Annotated in this window: 15 protein-coding genes; 12 read left to right on the top strand and 3 right to left on the bottom strand. The window is 70.7% G+C overall.

What is annotated here, in order from left to right:
- The first annotated feature begins 3 nt into the window (after positions 1-3).
- Both ACIPSA_RS34430 and ACIPSA_RS34425 read left to right on the top strand, forming a co-directional pair.
- Positions 4-543 (top strand): GNAT family N-acetyltransferase, encoded by a 540-nt coding sequence (locus ACIPSA_RS34430; protein WP_402641801.1) that lies wholly within the window; start codon positions 4-6, stop codon positions 541-543.
- Positions 544-825: 282 nt separating this feature from the next.
- On the top strand, positions 826-957 hold the full coding sequence (locus tag ACIPSA_RS34425; protein ID WP_015493350.1) for a hypothetical protein: 132 nt from the start codon (positions 826-828) through the stop codon (positions 955-957).
- 55 nt (positions 958-1,012) lie between these two features.
- On the opposite strand, the gene ACIPSA_RS34420 is transcribed toward ACIPSA_RS34425, so the two are convergent.
- Positions 1,013-2,575, bottom strand: coding sequence for a purple acid phosphatase family protein (locus tag ACIPSA_RS34420; RefSeq protein WP_402641797.1), 1,563 nt, complete (start codon positions 2,573-2,575; stop codon positions 1,013-1,015).
- Between the two features lie 141 nt (positions 2,576-2,716).
- Between ACIPSA_RS34420 and ACIPSA_RS34415 the strand changes: the two genes are divergently transcribed.
- The 9 genes from ACIPSA_RS34415 to cimA all read left to right on the top strand — a co-directional run bounded on the left by ACIPSA_RS34415 (position 2,717) and on the right by cimA (position 13,779).
- Positions 2,717-3,760, top strand: coding sequence for a 3-isopropylmalate dehydrogenase (locus tag ACIPSA_RS34415; RefSeq protein WP_402641796.1), 1,044 nt, complete (start codon positions 2,717-2,719; stop codon positions 3,758-3,760).
- 245 nt (positions 3,761-4,005) lie between these two features.
- Positions 4,006-5,094, top strand: a complete 1,089-nt coding sequence (locus tag ACIPSA_RS34410; protein WP_402641794.1) for a branched-chain amino acid aminotransferase — start codon at positions 4,006-4,008, stop codon at positions 5,092-5,094.
- Positions 5,095-5,173: 79 nt separating this feature from the next.
- Entirely contained in the window at positions 5,174-6,247 is a 1,074-nt protein-coding gene (locus ACIPSA_RS34405; RefSeq protein WP_402641792.1) for a hypothetical protein, read from the top strand.
- Between the two features lie 14 nt (positions 6,248-6,261).
- Entirely contained in the window at positions 6,262-7,563 is a 1,302-nt protein-coding gene (locus tag ACIPSA_RS34400; RefSeq protein ID WP_402641791.1) for a KamA family radical SAM protein, read from the top strand.
- 149 nt (positions 7,564-7,712) lie between these two features.
- Positions 7,713-8,417: an urease subunit gamma gene (gene ureA, locus ACIPSA_RS34395; protein WP_402641789.1), complete on the top strand. Its 705-nt coding sequence runs from the start codon at positions 7,713-7,715 to the stop codon at positions 8,415-8,417.
- Positions 8,414-10,123, top strand: a complete 1,710-nt coding sequence (locus ACIPSA_RS34390) for an urease subunit alpha (RefSeq protein ID WP_402641786.1) — start codon at positions 8,414-8,416, stop codon at positions 10,121-10,123. Before ureA ends, ACIPSA_RS34390 begins: the two co-directional genes overlap by 4 nt.
- Positions 10,124-10,197: 74 nt before the next feature.
- The gene (locus ACIPSA_RS34385) at positions 10,198-11,235 is read left to right on the top strand and encodes an agmatine/peptidylarginine deiminase (RefSeq protein ID WP_402641785.1); all 1,038 of its coding nucleotides are present in this window, start codon (positions 10,198-10,200) and stop codon (positions 11,233-11,235) included.
- Between the two features lie 11 nt (positions 11,236-11,246).
- Complete coding sequence (locus ACIPSA_RS34380) at positions 11,247-11,864, top strand: TetR/AcrR family transcriptional regulator (protein WP_402641783.1); 618 nt, start codon at positions 11,247-11,249, stop codon at positions 11,862-11,864.
- 310 nt (positions 11,865-12,174) lie between these two features.
- Entirely contained in the window at positions 12,175-13,779 is a 1,605-nt protein-coding gene (gene cimA, locus ACIPSA_RS34375) for a citramalate synthase (RefSeq protein WP_402641781.1), read from the top strand.
- Positions 13,780-13,786: 7 nt separating this feature from the next.
- On the opposite strand, the gene ACIPSA_RS34370 is transcribed toward cimA, so the two are convergent.
- The gene (locus ACIPSA_RS34370) at positions 13,787-14,275 is read right to left on the bottom strand and encodes a hypothetical protein (protein WP_402641779.1); all 489 of its coding nucleotides are present in this window, start codon (positions 14,273-14,275) and stop codon (positions 13,787-13,789) included.
- Positions 14,276-14,310: 35 nt separating this feature from the next.
- The gene (locus ACIPSA_RS34365; protein WP_402641776.1) at positions 14,311-16,176 is read right to left on the bottom strand and encodes a ricin-type beta-trefoil lectin domain protein; all 1,866 of its coding nucleotides are present in this window, start codon (positions 16,174-16,176) and stop codon (positions 14,311-14,313) included.
- Between the two features lie 117 nt (positions 16,177-16,293).
- Here ACIPSA_RS34365 and ACIPSA_RS34360 point away from each other — a divergent pair, with 117 nt between their 5' ends.
- Positions 16,294-19,305: a glycoside hydrolase family 3 protein gene (locus ACIPSA_RS34360; RefSeq protein ID WP_402641773.1), complete on the top strand. Its 3,012-nt coding sequence runs from the start codon at positions 16,294-16,296 to the stop codon at positions 19,303-19,305.
- The last annotated feature ends 66 nt before the right edge of the window (positions 19,306-19,371 follow it).

The following is a 19,371-nucleotide window of genomic DNA, read 5'->3' as shown; positions in this document are numbered from 1 at the left end:
CCCATGACTCTCCGGCTGCGCACCGCCCACACCGCCGAGCTCGACCCCGCCGACCTGCGCGCCGCCCGCGCCCTGCTGGACGCGGCGTTCGAGGGGGACTTCGACGACCAGGACTGGGAGCACGGCCTCGGCGGCATCCACGCCCTCGTGTACGACGGCACCGGGCTCGCCGCGCACGGCTCGGTCGTGATGCGGCGGACACGACACCGGGGGCGCTGGCTGCGCACCGGATACGTGGAGGCCGTCGGCGTACGGCCCGACGCGCGCCGTACCGGACTGGGCGGGCGGGTGATGGAGGCGCTGGAGCGGTTCGTCGACCGGGCCTACGACCTCGGTGCGCTCTCCGCGAGCGACGACGGCGCCCGGCTCTACGCCGCCCGTGGCTGGCAGCTGTGGACCGGACGCGTCCACGCGCTCTCGCCGGACGGGATCGTCCGCCTTTCGGAGGAGGAGGGCAGCACCTTTGTGCGGCCCGCGCTCGCCGGTCCGCTCGACCCCGCCCACGAGCTGTTGTTCGACTGGCGGGACGGTGACGTGCTCTGACGGCCGGCCTCACCCCGTATGAAGAAAGGCCAGCTCACGGCGGTGTGACCGGATCGGCCGTCTCAGATAGTAGGAAGTCCGAGTAATTGTGGAGACAGGAGCGCGTCCCTCCTTTAGCTTTGTAGAAGCCGAACGTCTCGCTCGATCAAGCGAATGGCGGTCGTGAGCCGGGCCCCGTGCAGGCAACCCCTGCGGCACCGCTCCCCGCCCCTTCCGGCGTCTCGTATCCCCCCTTGCCGAACCTTGCCGAACCTCCAGGTTTGCCGAAGGAGTCGATTTCCCATGGCCGAGACGACCGTCCGCCGCCGAGTCCGCCACGTGTCCCGCACGAGCGAGTCCGACCGCAAGAACGCCGCAGCCGCCCTCCAGCGCGCCCTCGACCGCCGCGACAACGGCGGCGAGACCGGCCACTGAGCCGAGCCGCGCCACCCCACAGCCGGGAGCCGCACCCGTGAGGTGCGGCGCGGCCTCATCCGCCGCGCCGCACCTCGAAGTGGTCGATCCGCTCGCCGCTCTGCGCCAGGGCCGACACCTTCAGCCTCGGGGTCGTACCCGCCTCCGCCTCGACCGAGAGGAAGGAGAAGCCGGTGTACCGGACGCGCGACCACTCCACCGTCTCCGCGCTGGGGGCCTGGGACTTCGTCCAGTGGAAGGTCTTCACCTCGTTGTGCCGGGTGACGTGTCCCTCGTAGCTGTCCTTGACGCCCGTGGGGAACGAGTAGAGGTTCCGGCCGCCGCCGCCCGCGGTGACGTAGACGATTCCGTCCCGCTGCGGATCCGTCGACGCGCCGATCGGCACGGTCCTGCCGACCTCCCCCTGCCTGATCGCGTCCGTGCGCTCATACACATGGTTGTGCCCGTTGATCACCAGGTCCACCTGGTGCTTCGCGAACAGCGGCAGCCACTCCTTGCGGACACCGCCGTCCGAGGCGTGCTGCGAGGTCGAGTACGCGCAGTGGTGGAAGAAGACGACCACGAAGTCGACGTCCTTCGCCGCCCGCAGCTCGCCGAGCGTGCGGTCCAGCCACTTGGTCTGCCGGCCTCCGGTGTGGCCGAAGTTGGCGGGGATCTCGTACGACACGTCGTTCGCGTCCAACGCCACGAAGCCGACGTTGCCGTAGGTGAACGCGTACACGCCCGGCGCCCCGTGCGGGTCGAAGCCGCTGTCCGGGAGGGAGAAGCGGGCCAGCTGGCCGCCGTAGCCGTCCGGTGAGTACCAGGCCTCCATGTCGTGGTTGCCGGTGGTCACCATCCACGGCACCGACTTCGCGACCGTCTCGGTCTGCTTGAGGAACAGGTCCCAGAACTGGGGGTCGTACCCGTCCGTCTTCTTGCCCGCGCCGTTGACGTCGGCGTAGCAGATGTCGCCCGCGTGCAGATGGAAGGCCGGCTTCTGGCGCAGCAGGACGTGGTCGTTGGTGCTCGCGGCCGTGCCGACGCCCTGGTCGCCGAAGGCGGTGAACACGAACCGCTCCGGGGTCGCGGGGGCGGTACGGAACGAGGTGATCGTCGAGCGGTGGACGGGGGAGACCGGGTCCCAGCCGTCGTGGCCGACGCCGTAGTAGTACGTCGTGCCGGGCTTCAGGCCGTCCAGGGCCGCGTGCACGTAGTACTGCTCGACCGCCGGCCGCACCCCCTGTACCCCCGGCGTGTGCAGGTTGCGCACCTCGGCCTCGACACGGCGGCTCAGGTCGTCGGGCCGCAGCCCCACCCGGACGAACGGCCGCTCGACCGCGAACGGCACCTGCCAGGAGATCCGCATCCGGGTCTTCGGGTCCGCGCCGAAGGCGAGGTGACGGCCGAAGGGGCGGACGGCCGCGCCGCGGACCCGCGACGTGGCCGGGGCCGGGGCCGGGCTCGCGACCGTGCTGCCGGACGCCGTCGAGCAGCCGGCCAGCAGCCCGCTCGCCACCGCGCCCGCCGTCACCAGGGTGCGGCGCCGGGTGAGCCGGGTGCGCAGGTACTCGTACTGCTCGGCCATGCTCATCCGGCGGGCGAGCTGCGGCGGAATGCCGAAGTCAGGGGTCTCCATGCGGGAGAAGTTCCCAGCGAATCCCAACACCGGCCCCACATACGGGTGAACGGCGGCCAACAGGATGACGCCGACCCCCGCCCGGCGTCCGTATGGCGGACAGTGTGTGTCATCCCATGGGACGAGGAGTAGGGTGCCGACATGTCTCGCAGCATCAATCTCGCAGTGATTCCCGGTGACGGCATCGGCCAGGAAGTCGTGGCCGAAGGCCTCAAGGTCCTCTCCGCCGTCCTTCCGCAGGATGTGAAGCTGGAGACCCAGGAGTACGACTTCGGCGCCAAGCGCTACCACGCCACCGGTGAGACCCTCACCGGCGCCGACCTCGACGCGCTGAAGCGGCACGACGCCATCCTGCTCGGCGCCATCGGCGACCCGAGCGTTCCCTCCGGCGTCCTGGAGCGCGGCTTCCTGCTCAAGCTCCGCTTCGCCTTCGACCACCACGTCAACCTGCGTCCGTCGAAGCTCCTCCCGGGCGTCGCCACCCCGCTGGCCGGCCAGCCCGAGATCGACTTCGTCGTCGTCCGCGAGGGCACCGAGGGCCCGTACACCGGCAACGGCGGCACCATCCGCAAGGGCACGCCGCACGAGGTCGCCACCGAGGTCTCCGTGAACACGGCCTTCGGTGTCGAGCGCGTGGTCCGTGACGCCTTCGCACGCGCCCAGGCCCGCCCGCGCAAGAAGCTCACGCTGGTCCACAAGAACAACGTGCTGGCCTTCGCCGGGCACCTGTGGACGAACATCTTCAACCAGGTGGCCGCGGAGTACCCCGAGGTCACCACCGAGTACATCCACGTCGACGCGGCGACCATCTACCTGGTCACCCAGCCCGAGCGGTTCGACGTGATCGTCACCGACAACCTCTTCGGCGACATCATCACCGACCTCGCCGCGGCCGTCTCCGGCGGCATCGGCGTGGCCGCCTCCGGCAACATCAACCCGAGCGGCGAGTTCCCGTCCATGTTCGAGCCGGTCCACGGCTCGGCCCCGGACATCGCCGGCCAGGGCAAGGCCGACCCCACCGCCACGGTCCTGTCGGTCGCCCTCCTGCTGCGCCACCTCGGCTACGAGGCCGAGGCCGCCCGCATCGAGGACGCCGTCTCCGCCGACCTCGCGGAGCGCGGCGCGCTGCCCGCCCGCTCCACCTCCGAGATCGGTGACGCGCTCTCCGTACGAGTAGCCGGCTGACCCGCCGCGCCGCACGAAGCCGTCGGGTAGCCCAGGCGCCCGGCGGCTTCCCCATGTCCCCGCCGGGGTGCCACCATCGACCCCTGGGTCGCATTCACGCCGATTCCTTCCGCCCACGCCTCCGCGCGATAATCGAACGCGGAGCCGCGGTATGAGGTAATGCTCGGACGTCCTAACACTGGCCACCGGCCGTGCGGGCGTGAGCGCGGCCCGTCACTTACAACCCCGGTGAAGGACAACCACTCATGACGACGCCCACGATCGAGCTCAAGCCCTCCGCCCATCCGCTCGCCGCAGCGGAGCGCGAGGCGATGCTGGCCAACCCCGGGTTCGGCCGCCACTTCACCGACCACATGGTGACGATCAAGTGGACCGAGGGCCGGGGCTGGCACGACGGCCAGCTCGTTCCGTACGCGCCGATCCCCCTCGACCCGGCGACCAACGTCCTGCACTACGCCCAGGAGATCTTCGAGGGGCTGAAGGCCTACCGTCGCCCCGACGGCTCGGTCGCCACCTTCCGCCCGGACCAGAACGCCAAGCGCTTCCAGCGCTCCGCCAAGCGCCTGGCGATGCCGGAGCTGCCGGTCGAGACGTTCATCGAGGCCTGCGACGCCCTGGTCCAGCAGGACAAGGACTGGGTGCCCGCGCACGGCGGCGAGGACTCCCTCTACCTGCGTCCCTTCATGATCGCGACCGAGGTCGGCCTGGGCGTGAAGCCCGCCAACGAGTACCTCTTCATCGTCATCGCCTCCCCGGCGGGCGCCTACTTCCCGGGCGGTGTGAAGCCGGTCTCCATCTGGGCGTCCGAGGACCGCGTCCGCGCCGTCCCCGGCGGCATGGGTGACGCCAAGACGGGCGGCAACTACGCGGCCTCCCTGCTCGCCCAGGCAGAGGCCGCCGCGCAGGGCTGTGACCAGGTCTGCTACCTCGACGCGGTCGAGCACAAGTGGGTCGAGGAACTCGGCGGCATGAACCTGTACTTCGTGTACGGCAACAAGATCCTCACCCCGACCCTCACCGGCTCCATCCTGGAGGGCGTCACCCGTGACTCCCTGCTGACCGTCGCCCGCGACCTCGGCTACGAGTCGGTGGAGGCCCGCGTCTCCATCGACCAGTGGCAGACCGACTCCGAGAACGGCACCCTGACCGAGGTCTTCGCCTGCGGCACCGCCGCCGTCATCACCCCGGTCGGCACGGTCAAGCGTGCCACCGCCGAGTGGAAGCAGTCCGACGGCGAGCCGGGCGAGGTCACCCTCAGGCTCCGCCAGGCCCTCCTCGACATCCAGCGCGGCATCACGGAGGACAAGCACGGCTGGATGCACCCGCTGGGCTGACCGAACCCCGCCCGTCCGTTCGACGCGTATCGCCTCCCCCGTGCGGGTATCTCCTGATTCCACGGGGGAGGGAGCACGCGTGAGCGGACGGTCGCCGATGCCACGGCTGCGCTGGCTCATGCGGACGTTACGGACGCCGCGCCGCCCGCAGAGTCTCACCGTGCTCGCGCTGCTCACCGCCGTCGCGGGCCTGCTGCTGTGGCGGGCCTCGACGATGGGCAACTACGGCCAGAACCTCGCCCTCAACCTCGGCACCGACATCATCGGCGTGGTCGTCACCGTGTTCGTCATCGGACCGCTGATATCCCGGGCCCAGGAGGGCCGCGTCCGCGAACACACCCGGCTGGACTACGAGTGGTTCGCCGCACAGGTGTACGGCTCGACGTCCAATGTGAAGGTCCTGGACACCTTCTCCAACCTGTTCGGCCCGCAGTTCTCCGAGCGTCTCTTCCGGGGCATCAGGTCCGCCACCGCGCACGGCACCCGCGTCCAGATCCTCCTCCTCGACCCGGACTCCCTCGCCGTCATCCTGCGCGGCCGGGAACTCGGCGAGCAGAGCGCCGACATCCGCCGCGACATCATGCGCAACCTGCGCACCCTCGACGAGTTCGCGCGCCGTCTGGACGACACCTCCCGGCAACTGCTGGAGGTACGGCTGTGCTCGACGTCCCCCGGCGTCACCCTCTACCGCTGGGACGAGCGCTGCCTGGTGTCCTTCCTCACCGTCGGCCGGCTCTCCGGCGAGGGCGTCCAGCTGGAGGTCGCGGTCCGCTCCCCGCTCGGCACCTTCGTGGAGCAGCGCTTCGACGAACTGTGGCAGCAGGGCATGCCGATGGAACGGTTCACCCGTCTCCCCGTCACCCTCGTCGACGCCACCGACGGGCGGCGCGAGTTCACCTGCCGCTTCGTCTTCGCCGACGACCGCCTGTACGTCGCCGCGCCCGACCTCGTCACCTATCTGGCCCGCCGCCGGCTCGACCGACTCAGCGCGTACAGCCCGGCGCTGAGCGGGTCCGGGGCGCACGAGGTCATCGTCGTCGACGACGAGAGCGAGCTGCATCGACGGCTCATCCACCACTTCGGGGAGAAGTACGATGCGCAGGCGGCCGCCTTCGTGGAGTTGCGGCCGTCTACGGTCCTGGTCACGGAATAGAGGGCCCCGGCACCATGAGTTCAGCGCACCACCCCCGTTTCCGCGCCTTCACGCCCCGTGACCTGGACGGTCTGCTGCGGCGTGTGTCCCTGACGGACGATCAGCGACTGGCGCTGCGGGCGGTCTCGTCGGTCCTGCCGTTCCGTACGAACGCGTATGTCGTCGACGAGTTGATCGACTGGTCGGCCGTGCCCGAGGATCCGATCTTCCGGCTGACGTTCCCGCAGGCCGGGATGCTGCCCGCGCCCGATGTCCGCCGGATGGCCGGCCTGCTCGCCCGTCAGGCGCCCAAGGCCGAAGTCCTGCGTGCGGCCCACGAGATCCGGATGAGGCTCAACCCGCACCCCTCGGGCCAGCTCGACGCCAACGTCCCCGTGCACGAGGGCCGCCGCCTCACGGGCCTCCAGCACAAGTACCCGGAGACCGTGCTGGTCTTCCCGCGCCAGGGCCAGACCTGCCACGCCTACTGCACCTACTGCTTCCGCTGGCCGCAGTTCGTCGGCGAGGCCGACCTGCGCATCGCCACCGACGACATCGCCGCCACCAGCGCCTATCTGCGCGCCCACCCGGAGGTGGCCAGCGCCCTGATCACCGGCGGCGACCCGCTGGTGATGAGCACGGACGTGCTGCGCCGCTATGTCGAGCCGCTCCTGGAGATCGACACGATCCGCTCGGTGCGCATCGGCACCAAGTCGCTCGCCTTCTGGCCGTACCGCTTCACGACCGACCGCGATGCCGACGAGCTGCTCCGCCTCTTCGAGCAGGTCGTGGCGAGCGGCCGCCATCTCGCCCTGATGGCCCACTTCACGCACCCGCAGGAGCTCCGCCCGCCCGTCGTGCGGGAGGCGATGCGCCGCGTCCGCGACACCGGAGCCGTGATCCGCTGCCAGGGCCCGCTGGTGGCCGGGATCAACGACAGCGCGGACGCCTGGGCCGAGCTGTGGGAGGAGACGACCAGCCTGGGCGCGGTGCCGTACTACCAGTTCGTGGAGCGGGACACCGGTCCGCAGGGCTGGTTCGGCGTCCCCCTGGCCCGTGGCCACGCCATCTTCCGCAACGCCTACGCCCGCGTCTCCGGCCTCGCCCGCACCGTCCGGGGCCCGGTCATGTCGGCGATGCCCGGCAAGGTCTGCGTGGACGGCGTCGCCGAGGTGGCAGGCGAGAAGGTCTTCGTCCTGCACCTGATCCAGGCCCGCGACCCGGACCTGGTCGACCGCCCGTTCTTCGCGGCGTACGACGAGGGCGCGACCTGGTTCACGGACCTGAAGCCGGCGTTCGGCGCCGCCCGGTTCCTCCCTGGGCTGGAAGCGGGCTGACCAGCGCTCGGCACCCCGCGACGGCCGCCTGACACTTTGAGCGACGTTCAATGTGACGTGACCTGCGCTCCTCCATCGATGCTTCTGTTTCGCGAACCCTGTGTTTAGAGTGGTGCTCTAAGTGGGTGGAAGCAAGGAGGTGCCGCGTCGTGAGACTGACCCCCACGGAACGTGACCGGCTGCTGCTCTTCGGAGCCGCCGAGCTGGCCCGCGCCCGCCGCGCCCGCGGCCTGCGGCTGAACGTGCCGGAGGCCACCGCGCTGATCGCGGACACCGTCTGCGAGGCCGCCCGGGACGGCGCCCGGCTCGCCGAGGCCATCGAGCGCGCCCGCGCGGTCCTCGGCCCGGCCGACGTGCTGCCTGGCGTCGCCGACGTCGTCACCGAGGTGCATGTCGAGGCCGTATTCGACGACGGTTCGCGGCTCGCGGTCGTCAGCGACCCGATCGGCGGCGGGCTGGGCGAGGACGGCCCGGGCGCGCTGCTGCCGGGGCCCGAGCACACCGAGCCCGAGCCGGTCGTACGGCTGACGGTCACCAACACCGCGACCGTGCCCGTCTCCGTCACCTCCCACTTCCACTTCTTCGAGGCCAACCCGCGGCTCGACTTCGCCCGCGCCGACGCCTACGGGATGCGGCTGGCCGTGCCCGCCGGCTCGTCGGTGCGGTTCGGGCCGGGGGAGTCGCTGGAGGTCGGCCTCGTGCCGGTCGGCGGTGCCCGCGTCGCCGTCGGCTTCGCCGGTCTCGTCGACGGACCGCTGGACGCGCCCGGCGCCCGCGAGGAGGCGCTGCGCCGCGCCGCCGCCTGCGGCTACCTCGGCGTACCGGAAACCCCTGACCGGGAGGTCGAGCGATGAGCCGCCCCGGAGGCCACCCCGCCGAGGCCCGCCACCTCACCCCGTACGAGTACGCCGCCACCCACGGCCCCCGCGCCGGCGACCGCGTCCGCCTCGGCGACTCCGGGCTGACGGTCAAGGTCGAGTCGGACTCCCAGTCGTACGGCGACGAGTTCCTCGCCGGGTTCGGCAAGACCGCCCGCGACGGGCTGCACCTCAAGGCCGCCGCCGTACGCGAGACCTGTGACGTGGTGATCAGCAACGTCGTCGTGATCGACGCGGCGCAGGGCATCCGGAAGGTGTCCATCGGGATCCGGGAGGGGCGGATCTGCTCGATCGGGCGCGCCGGGAACCCCGACACGCTCGACGGGGTGGACGTCGTCGTCGGCACGGGCACCTCGATCGTGTCCGGCGAGGGGCTGATCGCCACCGCCGGTGCCGTCGACACGCATGTCCACCTGCTGTCCCCGCGCATCATGGAGGCCTCGCTCGCCTCCGGGGTGACCACGATCATCGGGCAGGAGTTCGGACCGGTGTGGGGCGTCGGCGTCAACTCGCCCTGGGCGCTGCGGCACGCGTTCAACGCGTTCGACGCCTGGCCGGTCAACATCGGGTTCCTGGGCCGCGGTTCGTCGTCCCACTCCGCACCGCTCGTCGAGGCCCTCGCCGAGGGCGGCGCGTCCGGCTTCAAGGTGCACGAGGACATGGGCGCCCACACCCGCGCCCTCGACACCGCGCTGCGCGTCGCCGAGGAGCACGACGTCCAGGTCGCCCTGCACAGCGACGGGCTGAACGAGTGCCTCTCGGTGGAGGACACCCTCAGGGTGCTGGAGGGCCGTACGATCCACGCCTTCCACATCGAGGGCTGCGGCGGCGGACACGTGCCGAACGTGCTGAAGATGGCGGGCGTGCCGAACGTCATCGGCTCCTCCACCAACCCCACCCTCCCCTTCGGCCGGGACGCGGTCGCCGAGCACTACGGCATGATCGTCTCCGTCCACGACCTGAAGACCGACCTGCCCGGCGACGCCGCCATGGCCCGCGACCGCATCCGCGCCGGGACCATGGGCGCCGAGGACGTGCTGCACGACCTGGGCGCGATCGGCATCACCTCCTCGGACGCGCAGGGCATGGGCCGGGCGGGGGAGACGGTCCGCCGTACCTTCGCGATGGCCGGGAAGATGAAGGCCCAGTTCGGCGCCCCCGAGGACCACGACAACGAACGCGTGCTGCGCTACATGGCCAAGCTCACGATCAACCCCGCCATCGCGCACGGCCTCGCCCACGAGGTCGGCTCCATCGAGGTCGGCAAGCTCGCCGACATCGTGCTGTGGCGCCCGGAGTTCTTCGGCGCCAAGCCGCAGCTCGTCCTGAAGGCCGGCTTCCCGGCGTACGGCGTGACCGGCGACCCCAACGCGGCCACCGATACTTGCGAACCCCTCGTCCTCGGCCCGCAGTTCGGCGCGCACGGCGCCACGCCCGCCGACCTCTCCGTCGCCTTCGTCGCCCGCGCCGCCCTGGACCAGGGCAACGACTCGATGCCGACGCGCAGAAGGCGGGTCGCCGTCCGCGGCACGCGCGGCATCGGCCCCGCGGACCTGCGCCTCAACTCCCGTACCGGTGCCGTCGACGTCGACCAGCGCACCGGCCTGGTCACCCTCGACGGCGACCCGATCGGCTCGGAGCCCGCCGACTCGGTCTCCCTGAACCGTCTCTACTTCCTCTAGTCCTCACTTCCTCCAGTCCTCACTTCCTCCAGTCCTCACTTCCTCCAGTCCTCCGATTCCTCCAAGGACCCCTGATGTCTGCTGCCGCCGACGGCTTCCGCATGCCCGCCGAGTGGACCCCGCACGAGCGCACCTGGATGGCGTGGCCGGGCCCGAACCCCACCTTCGACGACCTCGACGACCTCGCCGCCTCCCGTGCCGCCTGGGCGTCGGTCGCCCGCACCGTCCGCCGCTTCGAACCGGTGACGGTGGTGTGCGGCCCCGGACAGTCCGCCGAGGCCCGCGCCCTGCTCGGCCCGGACGTCGACACCGTCGAGCGCGACCTCGACGACGCCTGGATGCGGGACATCGGTCCCACGTTCCTGACCAACGGCAAGGGCGAACTGGCCGCCGTGGACTGGACGTTCAACGGCTGGGGCGCCCAGGCGTGGGCCCGCTGGGAGCACGACGCGAAGATCGCCTCGTACGTCGCGGACCTCGCGGGGGCCAGGACGTACGCCTCGAAGCTGGTCAACGAGGGCGGCGCGATCCACGTCGACGGCGAGGGGACGGTCCTGCTGACCGAGACCGTGCAGCTGGGCCCCGAGCGCAACCCGCACTGGAGCCGCGAGGAGGTCGAGGCCGAGATCCACGACCGGCTCGGCACCCGCAAGGCGATCTGGCTGCCGCGCGGCCTCACCGGTGACTACCCCCCGCACGGCTTCGGCACCCTCGGCCATGTCGACATCGTCGCCGCCTTCGCCCGCCCCGGCGTCGTGGTCGCCCACCACCAGCCGGACCCGGCGCACCCCGACCACGAGGTGACGAAGGAGGCCATCGGCATCCTGCGCGCCCAGACGGACGCGCACGGCCGCCCTCTGGAGGTCGTCGAGGTGGCCGCCCCGACCGTCCTGGAGGCCGACGGCCACTGGGCCGACTACTCCTACATCAACCACTACCTCTGCAACGGCGGCGTCGTGCTCTGCGCCTTCGACGACCCGCGCGACGAGCTCGCCGCCGATGTCTTCCGCCGTCTCTTCCCGGAGCGGACGGTGACCCTGGTGGACGCCCGTACGATCTTCTCCGGTGGCGGTGGCATCCACTGCATCACACAACAGCAGCCGAAGGTCTGAAGGAGTCACGGATGGCCGGTGCGCGCAGGAACGCGCCGCCGCGCGAGGAGGTACTCGCCGCCGCCATGGGCATGATCGCCGAGCGCGGTCTGGAGAAGCTCACCATGGCGGCGCTGGGCCGCGAGGTCGGCATGAGCAGCGGCCATCTCCTTTACTACTTCCGCACCAAGGACGAGCTGCTGCTCCAGGCCCTGGAGTGGAGCGAGGGCAGACTGGGCGCCGAGCGCGGCCGGCTGCTCACCCGCACGGCCCCCGCCCGTGAGCGCCTCGACGCCTATGTCGACCTGTACGTCCCCGACGGCCACCGCGACCCGCACTGGACGCTGTGGCTGGAGGTCTGGAACCGCTCGCAGAACGCTGCCGCCGACGCCGACGCCCGCGATCGCCAGGCCGCCATCGAGGGCGCCTGGCACCGCGACCTCGTCGCCCTGATCGCGGAGGGCATCTCCCGCGGTGAGTTCCGCCCAGTCGATGCCGACCGCTACGCCGCCCGGCTGCGCGCCCTCCTCGACGGCTTCTCCATCCACGTCGCGGTGGGCCTGCGCGGTACGGACCGCGGGCAGATCCTCGCCCACGTACGGGAGTTCCTGGACGACTCCCTCGGCCGGCCGAAGATCACGGACCGTTGATCACCCATATGCGTACCGCATCCTGAGACAGTCGGTGAGCCGGGGGCGGGGGTGTGCCAAACTGCCTCCGTGCTCTCGTTCGCCACGATTATTGGCAGCAGGCGCGCCGGTCCGCAGTGACCACCACGTACGACCAGGTACGGGTGGCCACCGTCGTCCTCGACCCGCGCGCAGACCTCTCGCACCCGCGAGGGGTTTTTTCGTTTTCCTGGCCCACCTTCAGCCGGGGGCGGAGCGCGAGGGAGTATGGAGGGACGGTGGAGCCGGTCATTCCGGTAAGACCGAGATTCAACACAGGAGCCTTGAGACCATGACCGCAACCAGCGAGCTCGACGATTCGTTCCACGTCTTCGACACCACGCTGCGCGACGGCGCGCAGCGCGAGGGCATCAACCTCACCGTCGCGGACAAGCTCGCCATCGCACGGCACCTGGACGACTTCGGCGTGGGCTTCATCGAGGGCGGCTGGCCGGGTGCCAACCCGCGGGACACCGAGTTCTTCTCCCGCGCCCAGCAGGAGATCGACTTCAGGCACGCCCAGCTGGTCGCCTTCGGCGCCACCCGCCGGGCGGGCGCGAAGGCTGCCGACGACCCCCAGGTGAGGGCGCTGCTGGAGTCCGGCGCCCCGGTGATCACCCTCGTGGCCAAGTCGCACGACCGGCACGTGGAGCTGGCGCTGCGCACCACGCTCGACGAGAACCTGGAGATGGTCCGCGACACCGTCTCCTACCTGCGCGAGCAGGGCCGCCGCGTCTTCGTCGACTGCGAGCACTTCTTCGACGGCTACCGGGCGAACCCGGAGTACGCGAAGGCGGTCGTCCGGGCGGCCTCGCAGGCCGGCGCGGACGTGGTGATCCTCTGCGACACCAACGGCGGCATGCTCCCCGCGCAGGTACAGGCGGTCGTCTCGACCGTCCTTGCGGACACCGGCGCCCGCCTCGGCATCCACGCCCAGGACGACACCGGCTGCGCCGTGGCCAACACCCTCGCGGCGGTGGACGCGGGCGCGACCCACGTGCAGTGCACGGCGAACGGCTACGGCGAGCGGGTCGGCAACGCCAACCTCTTCCCGGTGGTCGCGGCCCTGGAGCTCAAGTACGGCAAGAAGGTCCTGCCGGACGGCCACCTGCGCGAGATGACCCGCATCTCGCACGCCATCGCCGAGGTCGTCAACCTCACCCCCTCCACCCACCAGCCGTACGTCGGCGTCTCCGCCTTCGCCCACAAGGCAGGACTGCACGCCTCCGCGATCAAGGTCGACCCGGACCTGTACCAGCACATCGACCCCGAGCTGGTCGGCAACACCATGCGGATGCTGGTCTCGGACATGGCGGGCCGCGCCTCGGTCGAGCTCAAGGGCAAGGAGCTCGGCATCGACCTGGGCGGCGACCGCGAGCTGGTCGGCCGGGTGGTCGAGCGGGTCAAGGAGCGCGAGCTCAAGGGCTACACCTACGAGGCGGCGGACGCGAGCTTCGAACTGCTGCTGCGCGAGGAGGTCGAGGGCAAGCCCCTCAAGTACTTCGAGGTCGAGTCCTGGCGCGCCATCGTCGAGGACCGCCCCGACGGCACCCACGCCAACGAGGCCACGGTCAAGCTGTGGGCCAAGAGCGAGCGCATCGTCGCCACGGCGGAGGGCAACGGCCCGGTCAATGCCCTGGACCGGGCCCTGCGCGTCGCCCTGGAGAAGATCTACCCCCAGCTGGCCAAGCTGGAGCTCGTTGACTACAAGGTCCGCATCCTGGAGGGCAAGCACGGCACCCAGTCCACCACCCGGGTCCTCATCTCCACGTCCGACGGCGCGGGCGAGTGGTCCACGGTGGGCGTGGCGGAGAACGTGATCGCCGCCTCGTGGCAGGCCCTGGAGGACGCGTACGCGTACGGCCTGCTCCGGGCCGGCGTCGAGCCCGCCGCGTAGCGGACGCTCAGCAGGAGTCCTCGGCGAGTTTCTCGAACTCGCCGAGGCTCATCGCCCGGTCGTCGGCCCAGACCTGACCGGGCTTCAGCCTGCCGATGTCCTCGGCGGAGAACTCGACGATCCCGTTGTACGAGTCGCCGGTGACGTAGTGCCCGAAGCCCAGCGAGTAGCGATGCTTCGGGAGCAGCCGCTGCGCGCCCCGGTGCCGGGCCCGCCAGGCGTCCGGCGGCGAGAAGAGCGGGAACTCGGCGTCCCCGCTCAGCTTCTCCTTCCGCACGTCCCACCCCGTGGTGACCGGCCCGTCCCCGCCGCCCTCGGCCCATCCGTCGAGCGAAGGCGTGCGGTACTCGTCGTCACCACAGGGCCGGATCAGCGCGTACGGCTTCCCGTCCGCCCCGGCCCGCACCCCGGCGAGCGGCAGATCGACCGCAGCGCACCCGCTGAGCAGCAGCGCCCCGGCGACGACACCCGCCGCTGCGGCACCCGCACGTCTCATGTCCCGTCCCCCTCATGGACGGGACACGGCCCGCCCTACTGCAAGTGCCACTTCTGGTTGGCCGCCCCGGAGCACGACCAGATCTGCGCCCGAGCCCCGTTCGCCGACGAGTTGTCCGTCACGTCCAGGCACTTGTTCGCCGCCGTGTTCACGACATCACCGGTGGAGGAGTTGTACGACCACCGTTGCGCACCGGTTCCGTTGCAGTCGTACAACTGCGCCTTGGCGCCGTTCGCGGTCGAACCCGACGTCACGTCAAGGCACTTGCCGAGCGCCTGGACGGAGCCGTCGGCCGCCACGGTCCACTGTTGTGCCGTGCTGCCGTTGCAGTCGTAGAGCTGCACCGCGGTCCCGTTGGCGCTCGAACCGCCCGCTACGTCCAGGCACTTGCCCGCGAGCCCCACGAAGGTCCCCGACTGGCCGCCCCCGCCCGACTGCGTGCCCGACCAGGTGAAGGTGGCCGATGTCTTGCCCGGCAGTGAGTAAGTCGCGTGCTGCGAGCCCCAGTTGATCGTCATCGTCTTGGCCGCCGACGAGTCGTTGTAGGCGATCAGCGCCTTCGAACCGTCGGGGTTGCGCCATGCCACGTTCGGCACGGCCGACGACGCCGTCGACGCGATCCGCTGGGCGCCCGGCCGGACGAACTTCGTCAGGTGGCCCATCGTGTAGTACTCGACCGTGTAGTCGACGCTCCCGCTCTGACCGTCCCCGTTGTGCACGGTGATCAGCCCGCTGCACGTCCCGCAGCCGCCGTTGTGCGGGCCCCGGTTCTGGTCCACCGCCAACGACCACTTCGTCACCGACTTCGCCCAGTTCCGGGTGTAGTCGACGATGTTGAGCATGTCCTCGCGCTGCTGGTTGGCGATCCAGGTACCGCCCGAGTGCTCGGTGCCGAACGCGTCCAGCTGCGGGTACTGGTTGTGCACGGTGGTCTGCTTGGCGACGTCCCCGCCGTAGCCGTGCCAGGCGATTCCGCCGAAGTTGGGGTGGTTGCGGATCGCCGCGTCGTCGACCGTCTGGGCGGCGTAGGAGTCGTACACGTCCCAGTTCCAGTCGTGCGCCAGCACCTTCGTCGACAGGCCGGCCGCCTGGAGCTTCGGCAGCAGCTCGCTCTTGAGGAAGTACTGCAGGCCGGAGGCGTTCCAGCTCATCGACGGATAGCCGGAGCAACACGTGGGTTCGTTCTGCGGGGTGACATACGAGACGTTGATGCCCTGGTCCCGGTACGCCTGGAGGTACTTCACGAAGTACGAGGCGTACGCCCCGTAGTCCTCCGACTTCAGCCAGCCCCCGTTGAGCTGCCCGCTGTCCTTCATCCAGGCGGGCGCGGTCCACGGCGAGGCCATGACGGTGAGGGACGGGTTCAGCTGGAGGGCCTGCTTGGTGAGCGGGACGACGTCCGCGAGGTCGTGCGAGATCGAGAAACCGGTCAGGTTCGGGTCGGTCTGGCCGGCCGCCACGTCGTCGTACGTGTACCCGTACCGAGCCAGGTCCGACGCGCCCATCGGATTGCGCAGGAACGACAGCCCGATCCCGTCCGTCGGCGAGAACAGCTTGCGCATGGTCGCGTCGCGCGTCGTCTGGGACAGCGCCCCGCTGCTGTTCATCAGCCAGGCCGCGGTGTCCGTGAAGGACGCGCCGCCTCCGGTGAAGGTCTGGTAGCGGGTGTTCTCGTCGACGGTGATGTTCTCGCCGCCGCCTGAGGTGCCGGACTGGAAGGCGAACGGCGTCTGGGCCTGGAGCCCGCGGACCACATGGCGTCCGCCGTCGTCGTCGGTGGTGGTGAGCCAGGCGGTGACCTGTTCACCGGCCGCGTGTGCGGGAGTGGTGGCCGCGGTGATGCCGGCCGTGGAGAGCAGTCCGGCCAGCAACAGCCGGACGGCGCGGGGGGTTCTCCTCATGATGCGTCGCCTTTCCCGAAATGTGTGACGCGACGTCTTGACGGTTCTGTGGGGCCGTTAGTTAACTCACGGCGTGATCTAAGTCATGAGTGAAACACGAGAGTTGAGGGTTGGTCTATGCCAAGAACCGCTCTGCTCGTCTCCGCGGCGCTCCTCGCCGCCCTAGTGCCGCTCTCCTCGGCTCGCGCGGCCGACGACCCCGCCCCCGTCCCCGTCGACCGCTTCGAGGGAGAGGTCCCCTTCGCCTCCCAGCCCGCCGACGGCATCTTCACCTGGGGCGGCGACAGCGACGACCCGCCCGCGCTCCAGCTGACCGCCCGCGCCGACGCCCCCGAGGGCGAGAAGGTCCTCACCGGCACCTACGACATCAGCGGCTACGGCGGCTTCACCCACGACTTCGCCGCGACCGGACCCGCCCACGACTGGTCCGCCCACAAGGGCATCCGCTTCTGGTGGGACGGCCAGGACAACGGCAAGAAGATCGCCTTCGAGATCAAGGACGGCGGCGCGAACGGCGAGGCCTCCGAGCTGTGGACGACCTCCTTCACCGATGACTTCACCGGCTGGAAGCAGATCGAGATCCCCTTCACCGACTTCGTCTACCGCACGGACTACCAGCCCGTCGGCGGCATCGACCACGTCCTCGGGCTGACCGGGATGTGGGGGTACGCCGTCACGCTCCCCGTCGGCGTGCACGGCCGGTTCGCCATGGACGACGTGGAGTTGTACGGCAGGGCCGACCAGTCCCTGCGCGCCTCCGTCACCACCGACGCCGCCGTGTACCCGGTGAAGGAGGGCGGTACGGCCGCCGTCAAGGTCACCGTCGCCACCACCGGCGCCGCCCCGATCGACGACCCGGTGACCGTCACGTACGAGACCACCGGCGGCACCGCCGATCCCGGCAAGGACTACACCCCGGTCTCCGGCACCGTCACCTTCCCGGCGGGCACGGCCTCCGGCGTCTCGCGGACCATCCAGGTCCCCACCCTGAAGGACCGGACCGCCGAGTCCGCCGAGACCGTACCCCTCAAGCTCACGGTGACCGGCGCCAAGGCCCCCGCCGAGACACCGCAGGTCGTCATCGGCGCGCACGGACTGCCGTATCTGAACGCCAAGTTGCCGGTGAAGAAGCGCGTCGCCGATCTCCTCTCCCGCATGTCCCTGGAGGAGAAGGCCGGCCAGATGACCCAGGCCGAGCGCGGCGCGATCGGCACCGGCGGCGACCTCACGACGTACGGCCTCGGCTCACTGCTCTCCGGCGGCGGCTCCACCCCGACGCCCAACACCCCCGAGGCCTGGGCGAAGATGATCGACGGCTTCCAGCTGAGGGCACAGGCCACCCGCTTCCAGATCCCGCTGATCTACGGCGTCGACGCGGTCCACGGCCACAACAACCTGGCCGGCGCCACGATCATGCCCCACAACATCGGCATCGGCGCCACGAGGGATCCCCGACTCGCCGGGAAGACAGGCGCGGTGACGGCGGCCGAGGTGCGCGCCACCGGCATCCCCTGGGACTTCGCCCCCTGCCTCTGCGTCAGCCGCGACGAACGCTGGGGCCGCTCCTATGAGTCCTTCGGTGAGGACCCGGCGCTCGTCCAGTCCATGGAGACGATCATCCAGGGCCTCCAAGGGCGGGCGAACGGCAAGGACTTGAGCCGGAACGACAAGGTCCTCGCCACCGCCAAGCACTTCGTCGGCGACGGCGGTACCGAGTACGGCTCGTCGACGACAGGGAAGTACAAGATCGACCAGGGTGTCACCAAGGTCACCCGGCAGCAGCTGGAGGCCGTGCACCTGGCGCCGTTCCAGACCGCCGTCGACCGGGGCATCGGCACGGTCATGCCCTCGTACTCCTCCCTCGACATCATCGGCGACGGTCTGGGCCCGGTGAAGATGCACGCCCGCGCCGACATGATCAACGGCGTGCTCAAGGACCGCATGGGCTTCGACGGCTTCGTCATCAGCGACTGGAACGCCATCGACCAGCTCCCCGGCGACTACGCCTCCCACGTCCGCACGTCGGTCGATGCGGGCGTGGACATGATGATGGTGCCGTACAGCTACAAGGACTTCACCGCGGCCCTGATCGCCGAGGTGAAGGCGGGCCGGATCGGCGAGCAGCGGATCGACGACGCGGTCTCCCGCATCCTCACCCAGAAGTTCAGGCTGGGCCTCTTCGAGCACCCGTACGCCGACACCACCGGCGCCGCCGCGATCGGCTCGCCGGAACACCGGGCCGTCGCCCGCCGGGCCGCCGCCGAGTCCCAGGTGCTGCTGAAGAACGACGGCGGGGTGCTGCCGCTGAAGAAGAGCCAGAAGGTCTACGTCGCCGGCTCCAACGCCGACGACATCGGCAACCAGACCGGCGGCTGGACCATCACCTGGCAGGGCTCCTCCGGCAACATCACCAAGGGCACGACCATCCTGCAGGGCCTGCGCAACGCCGGCGGTGACGTCACCTACTCCAAGGACGCCTCGGCACCGACCGGCGGCTACGACGTCGGCGTGGTCGTCGTCGGCGAGACCCCGTACGCCGAGGGCGTCGGAGACGTCGGCAATGGCCACGACCTGGAGCTGTCCGCCGCCGACAAGGCGGCCGTGGACAAGGTGTGCGCGGCCATGAAGTGCGCGGTGCTGATCGTCTCCGGGCGGCCGCAGCTGATCGGCGACCGGCTCGGCGAGATCGGCGCGCTGGTCGCCTCCTGGCTGCCGGGCACGGAGGGCGACGGCGTGGCCGACGTGCTGTACGGCAAGCGGCCCTTCACCGGGCAGCTTCCGGTCACCTGGCCCCGGTCCGAGGCCCAGCTGCCGATCAACGTCGGCGACTCGTCGTACGACCCGCAGTTCCCCTACGGCTGGGGGCTCACCACCCTGACCAAGGCGCCGGGGGGCGGCGCGGCGACACTGCGGGCGCTCGGCGTCGCGGCGGCGAAGGCCGAGAAGGCGGGCGCGGACGAGACCGGGCGCGCGCTGGTCGCCAAGGCGCGGCTGATCGTGCAGAACAAGGTCGGCGAGCGCATCACGGCGGCGGTGGCGAAACCCTTCGCCGACGCGGACCACTCGCTGCTGACCGGGCGGTACGCACAGGCCGTGCGACAGCTGACGGAGGCCTATCGGGCCGCCTGAGCCGCAGGTGGGAGGCGCACTCGACGGTGGGCGCCTCCCACCTGCTCCCGTGCCCATCCGAACGGG

The organism is Streptomyces sp. NPDC086549, from assembly GCF_044746205.1.
Lineage (GTDB): Bacteria > Actinomycetota > Actinomycetes > Streptomycetales > Streptomycetaceae > Streptomyces.
Note: the sequence above shows the minus strand (reverse complement) of the source record. Positions and strands in the feature narration are given on the sequence as shown.